At 56.9% G+C, this 20,162-nt stretch carries 19 protein-coding genes; 6 read left to right on the forward strand and 13 right to left on the reverse strand.

Features of this window, described 5'->3' with window-relative positions; genetic code table 11:
- Nucleotides 1–118 precede the first annotated feature (118 nt).
- The 3 genes from CU103_RS17615 to CU103_RS17625 are packed head-to-tail and all read right to left on the reverse strand — an operon-like array spanning nucleotide 119 to nucleotide 3,383.
- The gene (locus tag CU103_RS17615) at nucleotides 119–1,390 is read right to left on the reverse strand and encodes an ABC transporter substrate-binding protein (RefSeq protein WP_162707129.1); all 1,272 of its coding nucleotides are present in this window, start codon (nucleotides 1,388–1,390) and stop codon (nucleotides 119–121) included.
- Between the two features lie 35 nt (nucleotides 1,391–1,425).
- Nucleotides 1,426–2,613 carry a PLP-dependent transferase gene (locus CU103_RS17620; RefSeq protein ID WP_106665351.1) on the reverse strand — a complete coding sequence of 396 codons (1,188 nt, stop codon included), beginning with the start codon at nucleotides 2,611–2,613 and terminating at the stop codon, nucleotides 1,426–1,428.
- On the reverse strand, nucleotides 2,610–3,383 hold the full coding sequence (locus CU103_RS17625; RefSeq protein ID WP_106665352.1) for a FadR/GntR family transcriptional regulator: 774 nt from the start codon (nucleotides 3,381–3,383) through the stop codon (nucleotides 2,610–2,612). The genes CU103_RS17620 and CU103_RS17625 overlap by 4 nt, the downstream gene beginning before the upstream one ends.
- A 428-nt stretch (nucleotides 3,384–3,811) precedes the next feature.
- On the opposite strand from CU103_RS17625, the gene CU103_RS17630 reads away from it, so the two are divergent.
- The gene (locus CU103_RS17630) at nucleotides 3,812–4,645 is read left to right on the forward strand and encodes a phytanoyl-CoA dioxygenase family protein (protein ID WP_106665353.1); all 834 of its coding nucleotides are present in this window, start codon (nucleotides 3,812–3,814) and stop codon (nucleotides 4,643–4,645) included.
- Nucleotides 4,646–4,958: 313 nt separating this feature from the next.
- Here the strand turns inward: CU103_RS17630 and CU103_RS17635 are convergent, their stop codons facing one another.
- The 6 genes from CU103_RS17635 to CU103_RS17665 form a co-directional block, all read right to left on the reverse strand.
- A complete protein-coding gene (locus CU103_RS17635) occupies nucleotides 4,959–5,561 on the reverse strand; it encodes a general stress protein (protein WP_106665354.1) in 603 nt (200 codons plus the stop codon).
- A gap of 569 nt (nucleotides 5,562–6,130) precedes the next feature.
- Nucleotides 6,131–7,600 carry a M81 family metallopeptidase gene (locus CU103_RS17645; RefSeq protein WP_106665356.1) on the reverse strand — a complete coding sequence of 490 codons (1,470 nt, stop codon included), beginning with the start codon at nucleotides 7,598–7,600 and terminating at the stop codon, nucleotides 6,131–6,133.
- Nucleotides 7,601–7,620: 20 nt separating this feature from the next.
- On the reverse strand, nucleotides 7,621–7,986 hold the full coding sequence (locus CU103_RS17650; protein WP_106665357.1) for a RidA family protein: 366 nt from the start codon (nucleotides 7,984–7,986) through the stop codon (nucleotides 7,621–7,623).
- Between the two features lie 22 nt (nucleotides 7,987–8,008).
- The gene (locus CU103_RS17655) at nucleotides 8,009–8,833 is read right to left on the reverse strand and encodes a carbohydrate ABC transporter permease (RefSeq protein ID WP_106665358.1); all 825 of its coding nucleotides are present in this window, start codon (nucleotides 8,831–8,833) and stop codon (nucleotides 8,009–8,011) included.
- Nucleotides 8,830–9,699 (reverse strand): carbohydrate ABC transporter permease, encoded by an 870-nt coding sequence (locus CU103_RS17660; protein ID WP_106665359.1) that lies wholly within the window; start codon nucleotides 9,697–9,699, stop codon nucleotides 8,830–8,832. Before CU103_RS17660 ends, CU103_RS17655 begins: the two co-directional genes overlap by 4 nt.
- 80 nt (nucleotides 9,700–9,779) lie before the next feature.
- On the reverse strand, nucleotides 9,780–11,009 hold the full coding sequence (locus tag CU103_RS17665; RefSeq protein ID WP_106665498.1) for an ABC transporter substrate-binding protein: 1,230 nt from the start codon (nucleotides 11,007–11,009) through the stop codon (nucleotides 9,780–9,782).
- Between the two features lie 236 nt (nucleotides 11,010–11,245).
- On the opposite strand from CU103_RS17665, the gene CU103_RS17670 reads away from it, so the two are divergent.
- From CU103_RS17670 to CU103_RS17685, 4 genes are read left to right on the forward strand one after another with little or no spacing between them, the layout of a single operon-like run.
- Nucleotides 11,246–12,037, forward strand: coding sequence for an SDR family oxidoreductase (locus CU103_RS17670; protein ID WP_106665499.1), 792 nt, complete (start codon nucleotides 11,246–11,248; stop codon nucleotides 12,035–12,037).
- 1 nt (nucleotide 12,038) lies between these two features.
- Nucleotides 12,039–13,106, forward strand: a complete 1,068-nt coding sequence (locus CU103_RS17675; RefSeq protein ID WP_106665360.1) for an ABC transporter ATP-binding protein — start codon at nucleotides 12,039–12,041, stop codon at nucleotides 13,104–13,106.
- A gap of 8 nt (nucleotides 13,107–13,114) precedes the next feature.
- Nucleotides 13,115–13,996 carry a MurR/RpiR family transcriptional regulator gene (locus tag CU103_RS17680; RefSeq protein WP_106665361.1) on the forward strand — a complete coding sequence of 294 codons (882 nt, stop codon included), beginning with the start codon at nucleotides 13,115–13,117 and terminating at the stop codon, nucleotides 13,994–13,996.
- Between the two features lie 3 nt (nucleotides 13,997–13,999).
- Nucleotides 14,000–15,058, forward strand: a complete 1,059-nt coding sequence (locus tag CU103_RS17685) for a D-TA family PLP-dependent enzyme (protein WP_106665362.1) — start codon at nucleotides 14,000–14,002, stop codon at nucleotides 15,056–15,058.
- A 326-nt stretch (nucleotides 15,059–15,384) separates the two neighbouring features.
- Here CU103_RS17685 and repB read toward each other — a convergent pair whose 3' ends face one another.
- From repB to CU103_RS17705, 3 genes are all read right to left on the reverse strand, one after another.
- A complete protein-coding gene (gene repB, locus CU103_RS17695; protein WP_106665364.1) occupies nucleotides 15,385–16,455 on the reverse strand; it encodes a plasmid partitioning protein RepB in 1,071 nt (356 codons plus the stop codon).
- 10 nt (nucleotides 16,456–16,465) lie between these two features.
- Nucleotides 16,466–17,740 carry a plasmid partitioning protein RepA gene (repA, locus tag CU103_RS17700; RefSeq protein ID WP_245448858.1) on the reverse strand — a complete coding sequence of 425 codons (1,275 nt, stop codon included), beginning with the start codon at nucleotides 17,738–17,740 and terminating at the stop codon, nucleotides 16,466–16,468.
- 450 nt (nucleotides 17,741–18,190) lie between these two features.
- The gene (locus CU103_RS17705) at nucleotides 18,191–18,538 is read right to left on the reverse strand and encodes a type 2 periplasmic-binding domain-containing protein (RefSeq protein ID WP_245448860.1); all 348 of its coding nucleotides are present in this window, start codon (nucleotides 18,536–18,538) and stop codon (nucleotides 18,191–18,193) included.
- A 158-nt stretch (nucleotides 18,539–18,696) separates the two neighbouring features.
- Between CU103_RS17705 and CU103_RS31455 the strand changes: the two genes are divergently transcribed.
- A complete protein-coding gene (locus tag CU103_RS31455; RefSeq protein ID WP_170117052.1) occupies nucleotides 18,697–18,939 on the forward strand; it encodes a hypothetical protein in 243 nt (80 codons plus the stop codon).
- A 65-nt stretch (nucleotides 18,940–19,004) separates the two neighbouring features.
- Here the strand turns inward: CU103_RS31455 and CU103_RS17710 are convergent, their stop codons facing one another.
- Nucleotides 19,005–20,021, reverse strand: a complete 1,017-nt coding sequence (locus CU103_RS17710; RefSeq protein ID WP_106665365.1) for an AI-2E family transporter — start codon at nucleotides 20,019–20,021, stop codon at nucleotides 19,005–19,007.
- Nucleotides 20,022–20,162: the final 141 nt, after the last annotated feature.

The following is a 20,162-nucleotide window of genomic DNA, read 5'->3' on the forward strand; positions in this document are numbered from 1 at the left end:
GTTTCGGCCCCTCATTTTGGCAAAGCCCTCCTTGTCTTTCGCCACCCGGTTGATTGGCTGGTGAAAGCAAAGGAAAATGCTCCGGCGCAAAAGCACCGGAGCATCCTCGCAAGTCACGTTACTTCTTGTTCTTGGCCATCCATGCCTGCTGCTGTTCGGTGAGGAACGCGGCCCATTCGTCGGCAACCGCCTTGGGCGTCTTCTGGCCAAGCAGCACCTCCTGGAAATTCTTGACCGAAACCGAGTCATAGAAATTACCGAGGTTTTCCAGATGGGTCGGAGGCGTGACGAACTCGAATGTCTTCGGATCACTCAACTCCTGGAACCAGCCCTTGAAGCTTTCGGAACCGAAATACGGATCCTTGTCCGCGCCGTTGTGGATCGGCAGCACGCCGACATTCTTGGCAAACTCCAGATTGTCAGCTGGAGAAAGCAGTGTGCCCATCAACTTCCAGGCCTCGTCCTTGACCTTGGAATTGGCGAACATTGCCCAGCCGGCATAGCCGAGTGTCGGATACGACTTGCCGTTCGGTCCTGTCGGCAGCGGCGCGACACCGAAATCTTCCGGCTTCATCTTCTCGGCGATGCCGATCAAAGCATCGGGATCCTGGTCGAGCATGGCGCAGGTCCCGGAGTAGAAACCGGTGACGACTTCATTGAAGCCCCAGCTGACGCTGTCCTTGGGTGCATAGCCGTTCTTGTAGATATCGGCGAGCATTTCCAAACCCTTGACGGCGCCAGGTTCATTGAGCGTCGCGGTGCCATCCTGGTTGAAATAGCCACCCTTGCCGTTGGCAATGTTCATGAACATCTGCACGCCGTTAAAACCGCCGGGACCACCGCGCAGGCAGTAGCCATACTTGCCCTGGATTGCCGAAATCTTCTTGTTGGCTTGCATGAATTCATCGAGCGTCTTCGGCGCCTCCTTCAGGCCGGCTTCCGCGAAGAGCTTCTTGTTCCAGAACATGGCCCGGACATAATAACCGTAAGGGATCATGTATTGCTTGTTGTCGACGACAGAGCCGAACTGCTTGGCGCGGTCCCCGAGCGTTCCTGCATCCTTCCACTTGGCCATGTAGGGCCCGAGATCCTCAAGCTGACCGTTGTTGGCGTAAAGCCCCATCCAGCGCTCAGGCATCTCGACGATGTCGGGGGTGTCGCCGGCCTGCACCATGGTCAGGAATTTCTCGAATGCCTGACCCCAGGGCAGCGAGACAAGCTCGACCTTCGTGCCCGGATTGGCCTGTTCGAAACTGGCGATCTGCTTCTTCAAAAGCTCGGTGCGCGGCGGGCTGGAGATCACCTCCACCATCTTGATCGTCGCGTCGGCACAAGCCGCCGATACGGTCATGGACAGCGCGGCAACTGCGCCTGCCAAAAATGTTCCCATTCGTTTTTGCATTATAAAGCTCCCATTTATGAAGTTCAGCGTTTTGCTTTTGTCAGTGCATTTGTGAGGTCCGCCCAAAGCTCCTCTACACTTTCGAGTCCCACATGCAGGCGGATGGTTCGCGGGCTGACACCAAATCGCCCGATCGAATTTGCATCCGGCGTCTGCTGCAACGAGGCAAGCGCCGGCACGACGAGGCTTTCATGACCGCCCCAGCTGACGCCGATGCGAAAAATCTGGAGCGCATCAACGAATGTCGGCACATCGATGTCCTTACTCACCTCGAAGGAAAACAGGCCCGAATAGCCGCTGAGCGTCGCCTTTCCCGGATGATTGGAATAGGCCGGATGCATGATCCGCTCGACGCTGTCGTGTGCTTTCAGCCGCTCGGCAATGGTAAGCCCGCTCTTCATATGATGCGGCAGCCGCAAAGTCAGCGTGCGCAACCCGCGCAAGAGCAGCCAGGCTTCAAAGGGCGATAGCTTCGCTCCGAGATAGGAATAGGTGCGTGCATTGATCTGATCGATCATTTCCTGCGAACCGGCAACGACGCCGGCCACCGTGTCGCTGTGACCGCCGAGATATTTGGAGGCCGAATGCATGACGAGGTCGATGCCGTGCATGATCGGCTTCTGGAACAGCGGCGTCGCCCAGGAATTGTCGATGGTGGTCACAACGCCGTGCTGCTTGGCGAGGCGCGCATAATGGGCAATGTCCTGCAACTCGAACATCATCGAACTCGGGCTTTCGAGATAGAGCATCTTCGCACCCGGCAAGGCCGCCGCCACCGCGTCCGGATCGGAGCCGTCAACGTAATCGACCTTGATGCCAAGATGCGGCAGCAGCCGCTCGAACAGCCGGTAGGCATCGCCGTAGCAATTGCGCACTGCCACAATCCGATCCCCCGCCCCGACAAAGGCGAGAACCATTGCGCTGATGGCGCCCATGCCACTGGAGAAGGCGCGGGCGGCTTCGGCACCTTCCAACGCTGCGATCTTGGCTTCAAACTCCATAACGGTCGGATTGTCGCCGCGCGAATACATCGGCTGGCGTTTGCGTCCCGCAAAAGCATCGGCCATTGCTGCATAATTGTCGAAAGTGAAGAGCGATGTCTGGTAGATCGGCGGGACCACCGAACCGCCAGGAAACGGCTCGTCATGGGCAAGCAGCGTTGCGGCTTGCGCCATCATGTCCTGATCGTGGAAATACGGGTTGTCGCTCATTCTTGGCTCTTCTTGTTCTGCTTTTTCAGGTTTGCAGCACCGCGCTTGAGGTCGTCCTCGACGGTGGCAATCAATTTCAATGCCTCGGCGCGGGCACCGATGGGATCACGTGCGGCAATGGCGTTGAAAAGGGTGCGGTGATAGGGAAAGCTGGCATGGCCAAAATCCTGCACGCCAAGCGGATGCTCCCAAAAGCGGTGGAACATCTCATACATGGCCGCGATAATCTGTTCGAACAGCGGGTTGCCGGAGGTGCGGAACACAGCAAGGTGAAAGTCCCAGTCTTCATCGGCGGACATGCCATGGCGAGCGTGGAAGGCATCCTCCATTTTGACCAGTTTCTGCTCAATGAAGGCAATATCCGCATCGCTGGCGCGTTCGGCGCTGAGCACGGCCGCCTCGGCCTCAAGGCCGCGGCGGATTTCCAGCGTGTGCATCAGGCTGTTGAAGTCGTTGCCCGATGGCAGCGTCAGTGGCAGATGCAGCATGTTGCGCGTGACCGCCGCTTTCAGATAGGTACCGCTGCCCTGGCGCCGTTCGACAAGGCCAAGCTCCTGCCAACGCGTCAACGCCTCGCGCACTGTCGTCCGGCTGACTTTCAGGTGCTCGGCCAGCACGCGTTCGGTCGGCAGCCGGTCGCCTGGCCTCAACCCTTCACTCGTCACGAAATCCACCAGCGCATGCAGCACGGCGTCGTCGCGTGAGGGCGTATGCACGGGGGAAAGGATCGGGCTTATCACGAAACGCTTCACCAAAATTGGTTGGACCATTGTGCCAATTCAGCATGAAAGAGGCAGAGAGTCAAATGCTCGGCTTGGTTCGTAAAAGAATTGCAGGCATGTGGTGCGCAGGAGTTCTTTTAACGGGGTGTCCTCGCGCTTTGTAAAGTCTCCCTGCCTGCTGCTGCGCGGCCTCCAGCGCCCGGGACATCGGGCCTCGCCCGCCTTCGGCCCCCCACGAGGGGAGGGGTAAAGACCTCACCTTCTGTCATCGCTGACCTATCAAGCTGGGCATGCTTTTGCGGAAGATCCGCCTTTCCGCTGGCCAAAGGCTTTGCTCTCATTCGCAACTGCTGCACCAAATGCGCACGGCGGTCGCCTGGTCCAACCGCAACACTAAGAGGCATACATGTTTCATTCTCCACATTGACTCATAATTATAAGCGACCATACTAATAATATAAATTCTGGGAGGTTTTATGGGCACTCCGTTCATCGTTGACGAGCTCCAACACGACTTAGCGACCCTAACGACCGATGGAATTGTCGGCAAAAAATCGGCTTTTTCCCGCGAGTGGGCCGAAAACATGCGTGAAGATATGATGACGGCCTTTTGGTCTGCAATTCAGCGGCCCGGCGGCGCCGTAGGACGAGGCCCGCGACGCTGGTATGTCGAAATCCATCCAGAGCAATTTGGAGGATTCGTTGATCTGGTAACGCATCCTTGGGTTGCAGCAATTTGCGAAAATGCGCTTGGCAAGGATTACCAGATCGTCGAGATCGGTTTTGATGTTCCTTTCCAAGGCGCGAAGTTTCAACCATGGCACCGCGATTTTCCTTCGCCTCCGGAAACCTATGTCGATCGCCGCATTACATCTTTGGCCTTTAACTTGACCGGCGTGGATGTGACCGAGGCTATGGGGCCATTCGAAGTGGCGCCAGGAACGCAGTACGTCGATGGTCGCGAATGGAAGCACCAGATGTTTCCTGGCAAGGATATCTGGCCGGTGTTTCAAAGCAAAGCTGTTCGCAAGTTCCCAAAACTTGGCGATATCTCCTGTCGTTCGGCGCTGACTGTGCACAGGGGTACTGAACATGCATCTCCAATAGCGCGACCGGTCATGGTGCTTGGCGTCGATGCTCCCGGGGCAGGACACGCGCAACTGCACGACCTCATGGTCACCCAGGGCTATTTTGACAGTTTGCCGGATTCGGTGCAAAAGCATTTGGTCTGCCGGGTGGTGGACGAGTTAGTACCGGTGACCCAAAAGCATGATATTGAAGGATTGGTGATGGGCGCCGATCCTGTCTAACAGGCCTGGACGAATCCTGTACCCGAACGCAGACAAACGACAATCCATATAAGTCGGGTAAAATGCAACGCGTTTGGGCAGTATGAAATTGCCTGTGGCAGCGGCGCTGGCATCGAGCGAACGGTCGTATGTTCGAGCCTCTTTCGCCAACACTCGAGCCTGCGCTCCGGGCGATCCTACGATAGGGAACCCGCATCGTCTGCCCTTTGGCGGCGAAATCGGGACCTTCCGGTCTCGTCGAGCCAGCCGTTATAGACCCAGAAATTAGGTCATTATCGAGCCGACCCAGCTGCCGACCTGCGGTCCACCCCGCTTACGGCATTTGCTGGCGATATTCGCGCAAGCGTTGCCGCTCCCTAGCGACCTCTTCTTCTGTAAACACCGGGTTCGTCTCATCAAATCCCTGCCAACCCTCTTCATGATACATGGCGCGGCGCGCTTCAAAATCAGCAAACGTATCGTCCTTGATGATTGACCTTGCGATGGCTGCCTGATCCTCGTCAACGCGAACGGATACCAAGGTGCTGCCCCGACGGATTCCTTCCACATAAACATGCGCTTCGTCCTCATCGACGCCTGCATCAGTTAGAGAGCCGATGACGCCGCCGGCGGCACCTCCCGCTACGGCACCCGCGGCCGCTCCCGCAATGGTGGCGAGGAGCCATCCTGCTGCCACCACGGGGCCTACGCCTGGAATGGCGATCATACCCAGCCCGGCAAGGAGCCCGCCCGTGCCTCCGGCAACAGCTCCAACGCCAGCACCCGCGGCTGCGCCCTGTGCAGCATTGGTCTCATTGGCTACAGCACCGCGACCGACAATGCTGATGTTGGAAGACAATATTCCGACATCCTCAAGCTCTCTGACCACAGCTCGGGCATCGCCGTAGTTGTCGTATAGACCACTTAGCGTTTGCATTTTGAACCTCCTGGTGTTTCCTGTGAACGCGCCAATCGAGTGTCCCCTAAGAAAGCTTTCACCCTCCTATCGGGACGGATGCCTTTGCCTTTGGCAACATTCCGCTATCATAGTAACCAACTGCCTGGCGCAACGTTCCGCACGCGAGAGCGCGTTTGTCGCCGCTGTCGTGCAGTGGATGATCAATTCAATTTGGCAATGCCTTGTGCATCGACGGTCACCCTGGCGCTGCTGCAACCCCGCGGCTGATCTTTGGCTCTGGCAGAGCATCCAGACGCCATCGGGTTGATGCGGTCATTGCGGGCGCGTGGACGGTGCTTCCTCCCTCCGACGGATAACATTGCCGAAGCGACGCACGGGCGCGCACAATATTCACTCTCGATGTCGAGGCGGATCATCATCTCGCTGCCGGCCGCACCGGCCAGGCAGTACGTTTGCACGCTGAGCGGCAGCAAAGCAGGGCTATCCTGTGAGCCTTGCTGCCGCCGCAAAAGAAGAGGCCGCAAGGACCTGTCCACGCGATTGCATACCTGCCCACGACGACGCTTTGACCGCCGGTTCTTTGACATTCAGAAAGGCATTTCCACCCTTGGCCAGATTTCGCGCGACAGTTTGCGGTAGTCGGTTTTCTTTGGATCAGATGGATAGGGCGCACCCGCATCGATATAGAGGATCTCGGCTGCAACCGGCTCGAAACCCGCGTGGAAATGATTGGTGGACTTGACCAAAAGGATCTCCTTCGACCGCAGATCAATGCCGACATTGGAGAAAATATCGGGTTCGAATGTCTGCGTCCTGTTGGTGTTGAGGATCACCTCGATATCCGTGCCTTCCAGACGAACGACCGCCGCAGGTCCGAGCGTGACGCGGCTCTTGCCAAAGCTCTGCCAACCTTCTTCTGTGGTCCGAAGGACCTCGACGCGAGCATCAATGGGCGCGCCGCCGTCAGGCCCCGCTTTACCGCCAAAACGCAGCTGGATAAGTGCGCCCTCGCCCGCTGCGAGGCAGAAGGTCACTGCGATCGGGTCCCAGATCGTCGCTACGGCAACGTTGCCGATACCCCGCTCGATGATCCGCCGCAGGATCAGCGTACCGTCGCCTGCGACGCCGCCGCCCGGATTGTCCCAGACATCTGCAACCACGACCGGCTTGCCCGGGTTCGTCGCAACGAGCGCAACCGTCTTGTCCAGTCCGGCTTCCGTGTCGAGCATCGGCATCGCGGTCGTGCCGCGCAAGGCAAACAGCTCCATGCCGAGTTTTTCGGCGAGTCGGACCCCCTTTTTTTCGTCATTGTCGGTGATGACCATGAGTTGTGTGCCCAGCTCCGGAACATCGCCCGCCATGAAGCCATGGATGAGCGAGACAGAGAGGATTCCATCATGACCCTGCAGCGCTTTGAGCCGATCAATATAGGAGCGCATCGGCTCGCGGCTCGTCGGATACACGCCGATCATGCGACAATCGAAAGTAGAAATTACCGGCTTGATTTCACCTTTGAGGGTTCTAAGGGCAAGGTCGACGACGTGCTCGCCGCGCTCGTAGAAATCCGTGTGCGGAAACTCAAGAAAGGCGGCCAGAATATCGGCGTTTTCGACGCGCTTGCGGGTGAGATGACTGTGTGGATCAAGCTCCGAGGCAATGAGGACATGGGGGCCGACAATGCCGCGGGCCCGCTCAAGCAAATCACCCTCGCAATCATCATACCCCTGCGCCACCATGGCACCATGCAGACCAAGGATCACGGCATCAACCGGCAATGCCGCCTGCAACTGGCCAAGGATCTCGTCACGCAAACCTTCATAGGCCCGCCGTTGCAAAAGTCCGCCCGGCTCTGCCCAGGTTGCCGTACCCTCGACCAGTTCGAAGCCTTCCGCTTTCGCCCGGCTCCGAAGCACCACCATGGGCGCCGAGCACAAGGTCGGCGTTTCCGGATGCTCGCCCGGCGCCGCATAGAACGCCATCTCGAAGCTGGCGCGATCCGTGGGTACTGGGGAGAAGGTATTGGTTTCGGTCGCGAGAGAGGCGGTAAAAATGCGCATGGTGGGCTTTCACACTGGGTTCACAGGGGCTTATAGGCAATGGCTTCGATCTCGATCTTGATGTCGATCATCAGCCGGGATTCAATGGTGGTGCGAGCGGGCGGATTTTCTGGAAAATAGGTGGCATAGGTCTTGTTGAAGGCAGCAAATTCACGCCCGTCCTCAAGAATGACGAAGGTCTTCACCACATCGGAAAGTTCCGCACCCGCCAGTGCCAGCGCGGACTTTATATTCTCCATCACCTGTTTCGTCTGGGCTTCTATCCCTCCGATGATCACCGTTCCCTCGCTGCCAACGGGTACCTGGCCTGAGATGTAGATGAAATCTCCAGCCCGCACGGCCGGCGACAACGGTACATGCGACAATCCAAAATGTTGCTTGGTCATGACAAAGGTCCTTGCTTTCTGATTATTTGACGGCGCCGATGGCAAGTCCGCGCACCAGATAGCGCTGCAACCAGGCAAAGAGTATGGCAACGGGCACCGAAGCCACGAAAGCCGCAGCCATCACATAATGCCAGTCCACGGTATAACGCCCTGCCACCAGCGAAAAGACACGGATTGGCAATGTATAGGTGCCCTCGGTGCGCAGCATGGTCAATGCGATGACGAATTCGTTCCAGGCATTGATGAAGGTGAAGATGGCGGTGACGACCATGGCGGGGACCGCCAGGGGCAGGAACACGGCAATGAGCGTGCGCCATCGATTTGCCCCCTCCATCCATGCAGCTTCCTCAAGATCCCGCGGTATAGTGGAAAAATAACTTTGCAGCATCCACACGCAGAAGGCGATGTTGAACGCCGTGTAGATCACGACCAGCACATTGAGACTGTCGATCATGCCGACGCCGGCTACCAGCCGAAACAGGCCGATGACGAGGACAATCGGCGAGAGCATCTGCGAGACCAACAGGAATTGGCGGAACGCGTCGCGCCCGGTAAACTGATAGCGGCTGAGCGCGTAGGCGGCGGGGATCGAGACAAGGGTGGTCAAAGTGGTCGTCAGGGTCGAAACGTAGAGTGAATTGGCCAAAGCCTCGGCAATGCCCGAGGTCCGCCACATCTCTGGAAAGTTCTGCCAATGCAATTCGGAGAGCCACCAATTGGGATTGAGCACCTCGGTTGCGGATTTCAGTGACGTAATGGTCATCACCGCATAGGGAAACAGGATCACGACGACGATCGGCGACAGAAAAAGCCAGAAAAGGATCGAGAGTTTCAATTTCCTGCTCATGTCTTCGCCTCGCGCATGGCAAGCCGCACATAGATAATCGTGAAGGCCAGAAGAATTGCGAACATGATCAGCGATACTGCGGCGGCCTCGCCGAGTTTGCCGAGCCGAAAACCGACCTTGTAGAGATAGGTGACCAGAATGTCGGTGGAATTGGCAGGCCCACCCCCTGTTGTCGCCCAGATGATCGGGAAAGAATTGAACACATAGATGGTGTTCAGGACGAAGGCGATATTGATGAAGGGCCTGAGCAGCGGCAGCGTGATCAGACGGAACTGGTCCCATGTCCCAGCCCCTTCCGTCGCCGCCGCCTCGTAAAGGTCGTCTGGCACAGAGGAGAGGCCGCCAAGGAAGATGGTGACGGTAAACGGCACCGAAACGAGGATGCCAATGAGAACCTGCATTGGAAAGGCTGTTGAGGCCTGCGCCAACCATTGGATATTGGTGTTGATCGCGCCAAGACCGCGCAAGGCTGAATTGAGCATGCCGCTTTCACCGTTAAGTGCCCAGCGCCACACCACAGCAGTCATGGTCAGCGAGATCGCCCAGGGCAGCATGATCAGGATGCGGGCGACGCCGCGACCGTAGAAATCCTCGTTGAGAATGAGCGCGATCGGCACTGAAACGATCAATGTTCCCAGCACAACTGCCGCGGTCCAGACGAGCGTGCGCCATGTGGCGGCAATGAAATCAGGATCGGCAAACAGCACGCGAAAATGCTCCATCCCAATAAAATCGCGCAACATCCCGAACCTGTTCACATCGTGCAGTGACAGCGAGACGATCTCCTTGAGCGGCCAGAGAATGATGGCCGCCGCCAGCAGAAAGCTTGGCAGGATGAGAAAATAGGGAGCTGCAGCCCGTTGCATCCGCGTGCGTTCCTTGCCTGGAGATGGTAGACACTGAAAGACCTGGCCGAGAACGGCAAAGCCGCCCTCCTTTGTCGGCCTTATTTCAGCGTTTCGTTGATCTTTGCAGCGGCTTCTTTCAAAGTCGCCTCAGCCTCGCCCTGACCCAGATAGATCTTCTGGATGGCGTTCGAGGTCGTCTGTGCGATGTCCTCCCAGCCTGGAATAACCGGCGCGAAGCGGGCATTTGGCAGCAAGGAGGTGAAGACCTTCAAGTCAGCGTTGTCGGCAAAATAGGGGTCCTTGGATTCTTCCGCATTGACCGGCAGGAACCCTTCGATCTTGTCGAATTTCGTGCGCTGTCCGGTGGTGAAAAGGAAATCCAGGAACTTCCACGCCGCTTCCTTGTTCTTCGAATTCTCGAAGAGCACGATGGAGTCTGTGACGCCATAGGTACCCTTGTCACCGTTCGGGCCTGCCGGGATGGGCGCAACACCATATTTCAGCTCAGGTGCTTCGCTCTTGATCTGGTTGGACAGGAACGGGGCGGTGATCACGGTCGCGACCTTTCCCTGCTTGAACAGGTTTTGCACATCCTCTCGGGAGTAGGAGGTAACGCCGGGCTGGGTCATGCCCGCGTCGATGAAGCTCTTGTAAAGCTTCGCGGTATCGATGGCCGCCTGTGAATCGAGGCCTGATTTGCCGTCCTTGACGATCTCGCCGCCATTCGACCACATGCCATAGTAGAAATAGACGTCTGTCTCGATTTCCTTGCCCTGAAGGCCGAACGCATAGGTCTCTGCGCCAAGCTTCTTGATTTTTTCCGCGTCAATCTTGAAATCGGCCCAGGTCGCCGGCGGCGTATCAATGCCTGCCTTGGCGAAAATATCCTTGTTGTAATACATGGCGCGGGCCGAGGCTGCAATCGGCAGACCGTAGACCTTGCCATCCATGACCGAGGGCGTGAGGAATGTGTCGATAAAGCGGGCCCTGAACTCGGGCGTGATGTTCTCATCCAGCGGGGCGACGATGCCTTCCTTGACATAGTCGAGCAGCCAGCGTGTGCCGATGATGGAAAGATCCGCGTTGGCGCCAGCGGAGATATCTGTGGTGAGCTTTTGCTGCAAACTGTCCCATGGCACGACCTCGATCTGGATCTTGGTGTCGGGGTTCGCCGCTTCGAAAGCCTTGGCGGCTTCTTCGAAATAGGGGCCCGTGCCCTTGCTGTATTCGGCGATAGTGACCCGCACTGTACTTTCAGCAAAGGCGCTCGTGCTGAACGCGATTAGACCTGCTCCAGCGAGAAAACATAATTTCTGTTTGATTGTCATCTTCAATCCCCTTGTTCCAGCTGCACGCAGGCAGCACTTTTTTGACGCCATCAGGGAATTCTCCTTTTCCCGGCAAGCGCCTTCAACCGGCGCACTATCATCAAATGTAATTTAGTTTCATGCAAGTCGGTATTTCGCCCACGGTCAGGTTTTTTATGTTGCTTTTTTTCATGACACGCCTTTAGCTGACGGCAAGCGGGCGCAGCTCGCACATCAACATCATGCAGGCCAGTTCCATGACCACTTCAGGTTTCAACGATTTCTTTGATCTCAAAGACAAACATGTCCTCATTACCGGTGCCGGTGGCGGGATCGGACAGGCTCTCATCACAGCTTTTCATGCTGCGGGAGCGATTATCTCCGGGGCCGATCAGCATCTCGTTTCCATGGAGCCATTGCCACTCGCAAATCGGCTTGTTTTCGATCTGGCTGACCGAACTGAAGTCCATGAGGTTGTCCGCGATTTCATCAAAACCTATGGCACACCCGATGTGCTGATCAACAACGCAGGCTTTACGCGCGGCGAAACGCTTGATGATGTCGATGATGAGGTCTGGGAGCGGGAGATCGCAATCAATCTGAACGGCGTGTTCCACGTGACCGCACCGGTTGTCAACGCCATGAGCGAGCGCGGCAGCGGCAATGTTGTTTTCATATCCTCGGTCAATGGTCTCAGCTATTTCGGCAATCCCGCCTACTCTGCTGCCAAGGCCGGGTTGATTTCCTATGTGAAAGCACTCGCAGTGGAACGCGGACGCTACGGAATCAGGGCCAATGCGATTTGTCCGGGTTCTGTCCGGACGCCGGCCTGGGATCACCGGTTGCAAGGTAAGCCGGAGCTTGTGGAAAAACTATTGCCGCACTATCCGCTGGGGCGCATGGTAACGCCGCAGGAAGTGGCGCAGGCCACGCTTTTCCTGGCGTCATCTGCCGCTTCGGGGATCACCGGGACAGCACTGGCGGTGGATGCGGGACTGACGGCCGGCAATCTGCGTTTCATCAATGAAATTCTTGCAGGGGGAAACTGACATGGCCGGACTGCAGATCAAGCAGCTGGTAAAATCCTATGGCGCCATGAATGTACTCCACGGCATCGACCTTGACGTTCGTGACGGCGAGTTTCTGGTTCTCATTGGCCCCTCGGGTTGCGGCAAGTCCACACTCTTGCGCATGATCGCCGGTCTTGACGAGATTTCCTCGGGTGAACTGTGGATCGGTGATCGTCTGTCGAACGGACTGGCGCCACAGCAGCGCAATATTTCCATGGTGTTCCAGAGCTATGCGCTGTTTCCGCATATGACCACCCGCAAGAATATCGGCTTTGGTCCGAAAATACGGCGCGAAGCGAGGAGCATGATTGATGCCAAGGTCAACAAGGCGGCCGAGACGCTCAATCTCCATGATTATCTCGATCGCCTGCCCCGCCAGCTCTCCGGCGGCCAGCGCCAGCGCGTCGCCATGGGCCGCACGATCGTACGCGAGCCCGACCTGTTCCTGTTCGATGAACCGCTTTCCAACCTTGACGCCAAGTTGCGCGTGCAGATGCGGACGGAATTGAAGGCACTGCATCAGCAATTGAAGACCACGATGGTTTATGTCACGCATGACCAGATCGAGGCCATGACAATGGCGGACCGCATCGTCGTCATGAATGGCGGCTGCATCGAACAGTCCGGCTCGCCACTGGAGCTTTACGACAAACCGGTCAACAAGTTCGTCGCCGGGTTCCTTGGATCACCGGCCATGAATTTTATTCCCGGCACGCTGGAGCGCAGCGATGGCGCGCCCCGGATGCGGACCCAGGACGGATTTACCATACCCGTCAGTGAGACGAGCGCAGCGTCGGGCCAGGAAATTGAGATTGGCATTCGCCCCGAACACTACCGGCTGGCTGACAACGCTGAAAGTTTCCCGTATCGGGTCGCTGTGGTCGAACCGACGGGCTCGGAAACCCATATTTTTGGCACCGTCGCGGGCGTGGGTGTGCGTTGTGTCTTTCGTGACCGCGTTGCACCGGAGCCCGGAAGTCAGCTGCTGCTGACGACCGATCCAGCAAAGGTGCATGTCTTTGACCGCGCAACAGGAATCCGGATCTGATTTTACCCATGGAATCGCCCCATTTCGACATCATCGCCCGACTGAGAGAAATAGCCGATAGCGGGCTGCGATCAGACCAACGGGTTGCAGCGGCGATCCTGTCGGACGCTGAATTTGCCACGCATGCATCGATCGAAAGACTGGCGGAGAAAGCCGGGGTGAGCGAGCCGACCATCACCCGTTTCTGCCGGATGCTCGGCTTTGAAGGCACGCGCCAGTTCAAGGTAAGGCTGGCGCAATCACTCGCCATTGCGGGACGGTTCATCGTTGCCACTCCCTCTGCGGAGAACGGGGGGAGCGGGGTTCCGGGGATAATCACTCAAGGCGCTCGCGATGCGATTGAAAGGGTCGGCAAACTGATCAATCACGACGATCTTGACCGCGCCGCAACGATCGTGGTGCAGGCCGCAATGGTCCGGGCTTATGGTTCCGGCGGCTCCTCCTCCATGGCGGCGACCGAACTGGAAAACCGGTTGTTTCGACTCGGAATCCTGGCGTCGTCACATACCGACGGCGAGATGCAGCAGATGACCGCTGCAATCAGCAGCAAGGAAACGGTCATCGTCGCCTACTCACTTTCCGGAGAGGTTAAACCCTTGATCGAAGCGGTCACGATTGCCGGGCATTACGGGGCAAGGACAATCGTCTTCACCGCGCCCAACTCCTCATTGGCACGCACCGCCGAACTCGTCCTGCCGTTCCATGTGGATGAGGGCACCAATGTGTACCGGCCTTCGCCGGCGCGCTATGCTTTGCTCGCCCTGACCGATATGCTGGCAATGACGATTGCCGAAAAGATCGGGGCGCCTGGCGTCGAGCGGATGCGCCGCATCAAGAACCTTCAGGGCATGCATAAGAGCGATGCGCCTAACCTTCCACTTGGAGACTAGACCGTGAAACTTTCTGACGTTGATACGCCTGCTGTTCTGATCGATGTCGATCGCGTTGAAGCCAATCTGCAGCGCTTCCAGCGCTATGCCAACGGTCACCGGCTTGCCGTGCGCCCGCATATCAAGACGCACAAACTGCCACGCTTTGCCAAACGACAAATAGAACTTGGTGCAGTCGGCATCACCTGCCAGAAGCTGGGAGAGGCCGAGGTCATGGCCGATGCGGGCATCACCGACATTTTCCTTCCCTATAACATCGTCGGACATGCCAAGCTCGATCGCCTCGTCGCGCTAAACGCACGCATTAAAATTGCCGTTACGGCCGATAGCGACGTTGCCATCCATGGCCTCGCCGAGGCTTTCAAGAACAGCACGAAACCACTTGTTGTTCTCATCGAGTGCGATACCGGTATGGGCCGATGTGGTGTCCAGACGCCCGATGAAGCGTTGGCCTTGGCCAAGCTGGTTGATGGGTCCGACGGTTTGAGCTTTGCCGGCTTCATGACCTTTCCAAAGACCGGTTCGATCGCGCAAACTGAAGCTTTCCTGTCTTTGGCGAAAAAAATGGCGCGTGATGCGGGGCTTGATCCCCGCATCATTTCTAACGGCGGCTCGCCGGATATGTGGCGGGCACACGAAGTGACAAGTGCCACGGAGCATCGCCCGGGCACCTATATTTATCTGGATCGATTTCAGGTGTCGAAAGGGGTCGGTACTTGGGATGATTGTGCATTGACGGTGCTTGCAACAGTTGTCAGCCGGCCAACGGAAAACCGCGCAGTCATTGACGCTGGCTCAAAGGCCCTCACCAGCGATACTTTGGGTCTGGAGGGATTCGGGCGCATCACAGACTATCCGGATGCGGTGATTACCTCGCTCAGTGAAGAACATGGGGTGATTGACCTTGGTGCGTGCGCCTCCAAGCCAAAGGTCGGCGATCGCCTTCGCGTCATTCCCAACCATTGCTGTGTGGTCTCAAACCTCTTTGATGAAGTCATCCTCATTTCCGGTGACGAAATCATTGAGAGTGCACGCGTTGCCGCGCGCGGCCGTGTCGATTAGACAGTTAACAGTCAGATATTGTTGCCTCGACCTTGGCACAAAGTGCGCCGCTTGCTTCGAAAAGGGGCCAAAGCAGCCCCTGCCAGGGGCGGGAGACGGCCAGCTTTGCCAACCAAACGGCACGGGCCCCCTTTGCAAGTTGCGCAATCGCCATCTGCGCGACGATCGGCCAGCGCGTTGACCAAACTGGCGATTCGGAAAAAGGGATTGACGTGCTTGGGCCTTTGAACTGCTTCATTGAAAAGGGCATGAAGAGCGCTGATGTTCTGCAGCCTTTTTTCCCGAAGGAGTCCTTGTCTCTTCCCGTTTTAAAACGGAAAAGCGACTCAACTTCGCCGCCGGCTTTCAAAGCGATCCAAAAGCGTCTCGAGTTCCGATGCGACATATTCGGCAAAACCGTTCGGCGCATGCTCAGCAAAGGCGAGAACATGTCTTCCTTTGTCCAAATGCAATTGCGCGAGAGCGCTCACTTTGACGCCCGTGCTGTCCTGGATGATACCCTTCACTTCCCGCGCCGCCGCGGGTGCCGCCTGTTTTAGCAGCCGTTCGAAAATCCTATTGAAGCGCGAATTGCTGTCGGCCGCCTTGAAACCATCAAGGGCAATCTCCTCCAGCGCTGCTTGGTGCGCATTGTCGGATTTGAGCATCTCGGCAAATCGGACCCATCGCGGCCGCCCGATTTTCGGAGCCGGGCCGATGGCGCGCACAATCGATGCCGGAACGGCCGCGGCCACTTGTAAAAACCGTGTCATCTCTGCTTTGTCGAGGCAAAGTGCGTCCTGCACCAGCCCTCGTTCAAAGCCGCGCTCGACGAGATTGCGGGCAAAGAACGCGCGCTCGATGAATGAAAGATCGCGCCGCTCGGTGTTTTCCTTACCCTGCGCCAGAACCAGTTGCACGTCGGTCAGGTCGCGGACAATAGCCTGCACCGGCTTAGCAACCCGGGCAGCGGCCCGCAGGCGGCGATGGCCATAAGCGCTTTGATAAAACCCTTGCTTTTGTGGATGCGGCCGAACCAGGATAGGCACCTGCTGGCCGTTCAGCCTGATGCTCTCGACCAGTTTCTCAAAACCTTCATCAAGTCCGGTTTCATGGCTGAGCCGGTCCTCGATGAACGAGCTTTCCACCAATCGCGGATCGATATCGACCACACGCTCCGTGCCTTCGAAACTTTCCTTCAACCGGCGTGCATCCTCGATTTCCTGCGAAATACCACCAAGTGACAGGCCCATAGCCTTGACCGCGCCCGAAGCCGACCTTGGCTTCGGCGTTTCAAGGGAAGAATTGCGTTCAATGGGTGCAGCGCTGTCGGCTTGTCTTTGCGTGAAAGTGGGCGATGATGTCTCGACTGTTTCAAACAGTGCCCTGAGCTGATCCCTGCGGTTCTTGTCTGCCATCCTCGCTCCCTCACCCCGGCCTGTTCCAAGCCTTGAAGATAAGCCCTTGAATTTCAGAATTGACTGATGTCAGCGATTCAATCGCACGGTCATAGGTCGCGCGGGTAAAACTATCACGGGATACTTCGTAAAGTGTCTGCTTGGTCAGGCCCGCGTCAGAAAAAGCAGTCGATTTCACCACCGACGACGTCAGCACACGGTCACCAAACAGGGATCGCAGGAAGCCGGCGATCTGTTGCTGCGGGGCGTCATTTGGTTCGAAACGGGTGATAAGATAGCGCATGAAGTCGAAATTGAGTTCACCGCCCGCCTCGCGTACGACGGTGAGAAGATCCGCGGTCATGAACAGGAACTGGCTCATGGACGCCACGTCGAGCATTTGCGGATGAACTGTCACCAGAACCGACGTTGCCGCGCAAAGCGCTGAAAGCGTCAGGAACCCGAGTTGTGGCGGACAATCGATAACAACGACATCATAGTCGCCAGCCACCGTGTCCAGGGCAGCCTGGACACGTGCGAAGAACAATTGCTGTTCAACACTTTGCTGCGCGCCATGCTGGCGGTCGGCCAACATTTGTGGAGTGGTATGTTCAAATTCCTGTAGCTCCAGATTGCCCGGAATGAGGTCAAGGCCATCGAAATAGGTCTTGCAGATAATGTCACGCAAAGGGCGACGCTCGCCATCATAACGGATCGCCCCATAAAGCGTGTCATTACCGGTGAGGTCCAGCTCCGGCTGATAGCCAAACAGCGCTGACATCGACGCCTGGGGGTCGAGATCGACGGCAAGAACCCGCAAGCCCGCCATGGCCAGGTGCTGAGCAAGATGAGCGCTGGTCGTCGTCTTTCCTGACCCGCCCTTAAAATTTGTAACCGCGATGACCTGCATATGTTCGTTGGCCGAAGGATCGCGATGCGGCAGATAGGTCTTTGCCTTGGCACCGCCGGCTTCCGCCAAGTGGCGGCGCAGCGCATTGATCTCAGCCAACGCATAGAGCCTGCGACCACCACTGCCGGTTTCCGGCTGCGGTCCCTCGCCGGCAATGGACAACTGGCGCAAGTAGCCGTCAGAGACACCGATCAACTTTGCAGCCTCGCCGCTGGTGAATTTGCGCAAGGCCTTCTGCGCCGTTGGCGGGAACAGGCGATTGCGCATGGCTCGCAATTGCGCCGACAGCATCTCCGCATCGGCAGCAATTGCCCGGTCGGCCGATATGGCAACAGACAGGGATGGCGCGCCCGGCAATCGCACGCGTTCCTGTTGATTCGGCTGTAGCGTATTCATCACTGCCTGTTGATCCTGTGCACCTGTTAAGTCGAACCTCACCGGCGCAGCAACCATGCGCCGATTCGATAGAAAAACCAAAGGGGTAACGCTGGACAACAATTTAACGCCGCATCACGGTACTAACACCGCGAAACCCGTGTAACGCTTATTTCACGTCGATACCCCTCGAAACCGTAACCAACGTGGGGAAAGAACCGAGTCGCGTCAAGACCTTTATAGTCCACGCAATCTAGTCGTGTGGCGGCCATTCCAGGTGGGCTTGAATGAGCGTTGTTTCGGCGCTGGCGCACGGTTGGCCATATTGCGCTTGTCCATTCATCGAAAACCCGAATTCAGGCGTCCGGCAACGTGACCGATCTGAGGCAGTTCCAGCAAGGCGCGCTTCTTTAATAACGATCATGGACAGCCGGCTCAAACACATTTGCTTTGTTGCCCGGCTTCAATCAATCAGAGCGGTGTAACGTCGAAGCCGAACCACTTCTGCGATAATGTTTTTATCGCCCGTCGGCCGTGGCAGCATCGATTGCCTTTGTCGAACATCGCTTTCAGTTCCGAGCGCGGACCGGTTACTGTCATCTCCTCATTGCTTGGCTTGGCGGCCGATGGCGTGAGGTAAGCCATTGACGCCATGACGAGATCGACGCGGCCAGCGGCCAAATCAAGATCATGCTGCTCCGTGGACTTGCACGCACGGACCTGAACGACATCCTTCAGATATTTTTCAACGAAGGTCGCGCCTGTCGAGGCCGTCTGGACACCGATGGTCTTGCCCTGCGAGTGGTTTTTCCAGGGCACTGACAGCTCCCGCTTCGTTGGATGCAAGCAAAAAGACATCCCTCTTGAACTCCATGCCCCTCCGTATGGGATCTATGTCTTCATAAAGCCTTCTCGTGCGATCGCGACCAGGGACGTTAGTCCGACTTTAGCGATTTCCTAACCTCGAGCACGACCGGATGGCACTGAAGCTGAACGGTGAAGACAACAGGCTGAAACTGGCAGATTTCACGAAGGCGGCGATGACAACCGCCGCGGTCGAAAGCGAGGTCGCGCAGATGCTAAGACAGCTGCGCACATCTTTAGACTTGCAGCTGTTGCCGGCCCCCATTTCTAGCGATGAAATGAATGCGATGATCGTGAAAATGAAAGATATTTCTATGCAACGCATAGACAAACTTGGACTCAAGTGGCGCTTTTGAGGTCGGCATGCCCGTTTGGCGTTTGACGCAACCCCCTGCTTCGTCAGCCATTGCCATTCGTGTCACTAGATCAGCTTTTGTAGCTTCAACTCATCCTTCAGATAGGCATAGTAGATTGGTGCAGCGACGAGGCCGGAGAGACCATACCACGCCTCCAATACGATCATGGCCAACAACAGTTCCCATGCTCCCGACTTGATCCGCGAGCCGATAATTTTTGCATTCATGAAATACTCAAGCTTATGAATGACAATAAGGAAGGCCAGTGAACTCAAGGCGGCGGTCAGGGAAACATTGAGGGCAACCACAACGATGATTGTATTGGAAATCAGGTTGCCGATAACGGGAAGAAGACCAGCAACGAACGTCACGGCTATCAGGGTTTTGACAAGTGGAAGTTCAACGCCGAAGAATGGCAGTATGACAACAAGATAGATCGCTGTGAAGAGCGTGTTTAGCGCCGAAATGCGAAGCTGCGAGAAAACGATGTTGCGAAATGCATCGCTGAAGCGGTCTATACGCTCTGTAAGCGCCACCGCCAGAGGGCCAGGTTTACGGGAAGGCGAAACGGAACTCAGTGCGATCATTCCGCCGATCACCATGCCAACGATAATACGAACCAGCAGAACACCGATGTCTCGACCAACCAACTGGAGTTGGCCGGCATGTTCCCGGAGCCACTTCGCTGCGAACGACTCCAGTTCCTCTAGATTGGAGGGAAAATAATCACGCGCCCAGCCGGGCAAATGAACCTGAGCCGTATCGATGATCTCCGCCATCTTTTTGAAAAGTGACGCGATACCTTCCGATCCGTCGGTCAGCAGGGCCAATCCACTTACCACTGCTGTTACGATCAAAAGGATGAAAACCAGCGCCAGCAATGCCAGCGCAACCGTCTTGGCGAGATTGCCGTCGACACCAAGTCTGCCGAGAACCGGGGCGGCTAGATGCACGACATTATAGACGAGGAGGCCAGCGAGCAGTGCCGAAAGCAAGCCGAGTTCAAGAACAGCGACCAGCGCGATGAACGATATTACATAGGACGCAACAATGAGCCTGGTGGCGATTGACAAGTTTGGCACCCGAAAAGGCTTTATTTCTAGTTCGCTGTTCCTAGCCTTGAAACTGGATGGGATGCAAGCGCGAACCAGCCGGAAATTCGAGCTTGAGCCGACCCGGCGAACCGGTGCGAGATGCGACATGCGTCCAAAACGATATTGCAG

It is taken from the genome of Phyllobacterium sophorae, assembly GCF_003010965.1.
GTDB lineage: Bacteria > Pseudomonadota > Alphaproteobacteria > Rhizobiales > Rhizobiaceae > Phyllobacterium > Phyllobacterium sophorae.

What these genes read in the sequence shown, in the direction of transcription:
- CU103_RS17655 (WP_106665358.1), bottom strand. Translation starts at nt 8,833, where the DNA reads ATGAGCAGGAAATTGAAACTCTCGATCCTTTTCTGGCTTTTTCTGTCG.
- CU103_RS17650 (WP_106665357.1), bottom strand. Translation starts at nt 7,986, where the DNA reads ATGACCAAGCAACATTTTGGATTGTCGCATGTACCGTTGTCGCCGGCC.
- CU103_RS17625 (WP_106665352.1), bottom strand. Translation starts at nt 3,383, where the DNA reads ATGGTCCAACCAATTTTGGTGAAGCGTTTCGTGATAAGCCCGATCCTT.
- CU103_RS17645 (WP_106665356.1), bottom strand. Translation starts at nt 7,600, where the DNA reads ATGCGCATTTTTACCGCCTCTCTCGCGACCGAAACCAATACCTTCTCC.
- CU103_RS17665 (WP_106665498.1), bottom strand. Translation starts at nt 11,009, where the DNA reads ATGACAATCAAACAGAAATTATGTTTTCTCGCTGGAGCAGGTCTAATC.
- CU103_RS17670 (WP_106665499.1), top strand. Translation starts at nt 11,246, where the DNA reads ATGACCACTTCAGGTTTCAACGATTTCTTTGATCTCAAAGACAAACAT.
- repB (WP_106665364.1), bottom strand. Translation starts at nt 16,455, where the DNA reads ATGGCAGACAAGAACCGCAGGGATCAGCTCAGGGCACTGTTTGAAACA.
- CU103_RS17620 (WP_106665351.1), bottom strand. Translation starts at nt 2,613, where the DNA reads ATGAGCGACAACCCGTATTTCCACGATCAGGACATGATGGCGCAAGCC.
- CU103_RS31455 (WP_170117052.1), top strand. Translation starts at nt 18,697, where the DNA reads ATGGCACTGAAGCTGAACGGTGAAGACAACAGGCTGAAACTGGCAGAT.
- CU103_RS17675 (WP_106665360.1), top strand. Translation starts at nt 12,039, where the DNA reads ATGGCCGGACTGCAGATCAAGCAGCTGGTAAAATCCTATGGCGCCATG.
- CU103_RS17630 (WP_106665353.1), top strand. Translation starts at nt 3,812, where the DNA reads ATGGGCACTCCGTTCATCGTTGACGAGCTCCAACACGACTTAGCGACC.
- repA (WP_245448858.1), bottom strand. Translation starts at nt 17,740, where the DNA reads ATGAATACGCTACAGCCGAATCAACAGGAACGCGTGCGATTGCCGGGC.
- CU103_RS17635 (WP_106665354.1), bottom strand. Translation starts at nt 5,561, where the DNA reads ATGCAAACGCTAAGTGGTCTATACGACAACTACGGCGATGCCCGAGCT.
- CU103_RS17680 (WP_106665361.1), top strand. Translation starts at nt 13,115, where the DNA reads ATGGAATCGCCCCATTTCGACATCATCGCCCGACTGAGAGAAATAGCC.
- CU103_RS17615 (WP_162707129.1), bottom strand. Translation starts at nt 1,390, where the DNA reads ATGGGAACATTTTTGGCAGGCGCAGTTGCCGCGCTGTCCATGACCGTA.
- CU103_RS17660 (WP_106665359.1), bottom strand. Translation starts at nt 9,699, where the DNA reads ATGCAACGGGCTGCAGCTCCCTATTTTCTCATCCTGCCAAGCTTTCTG.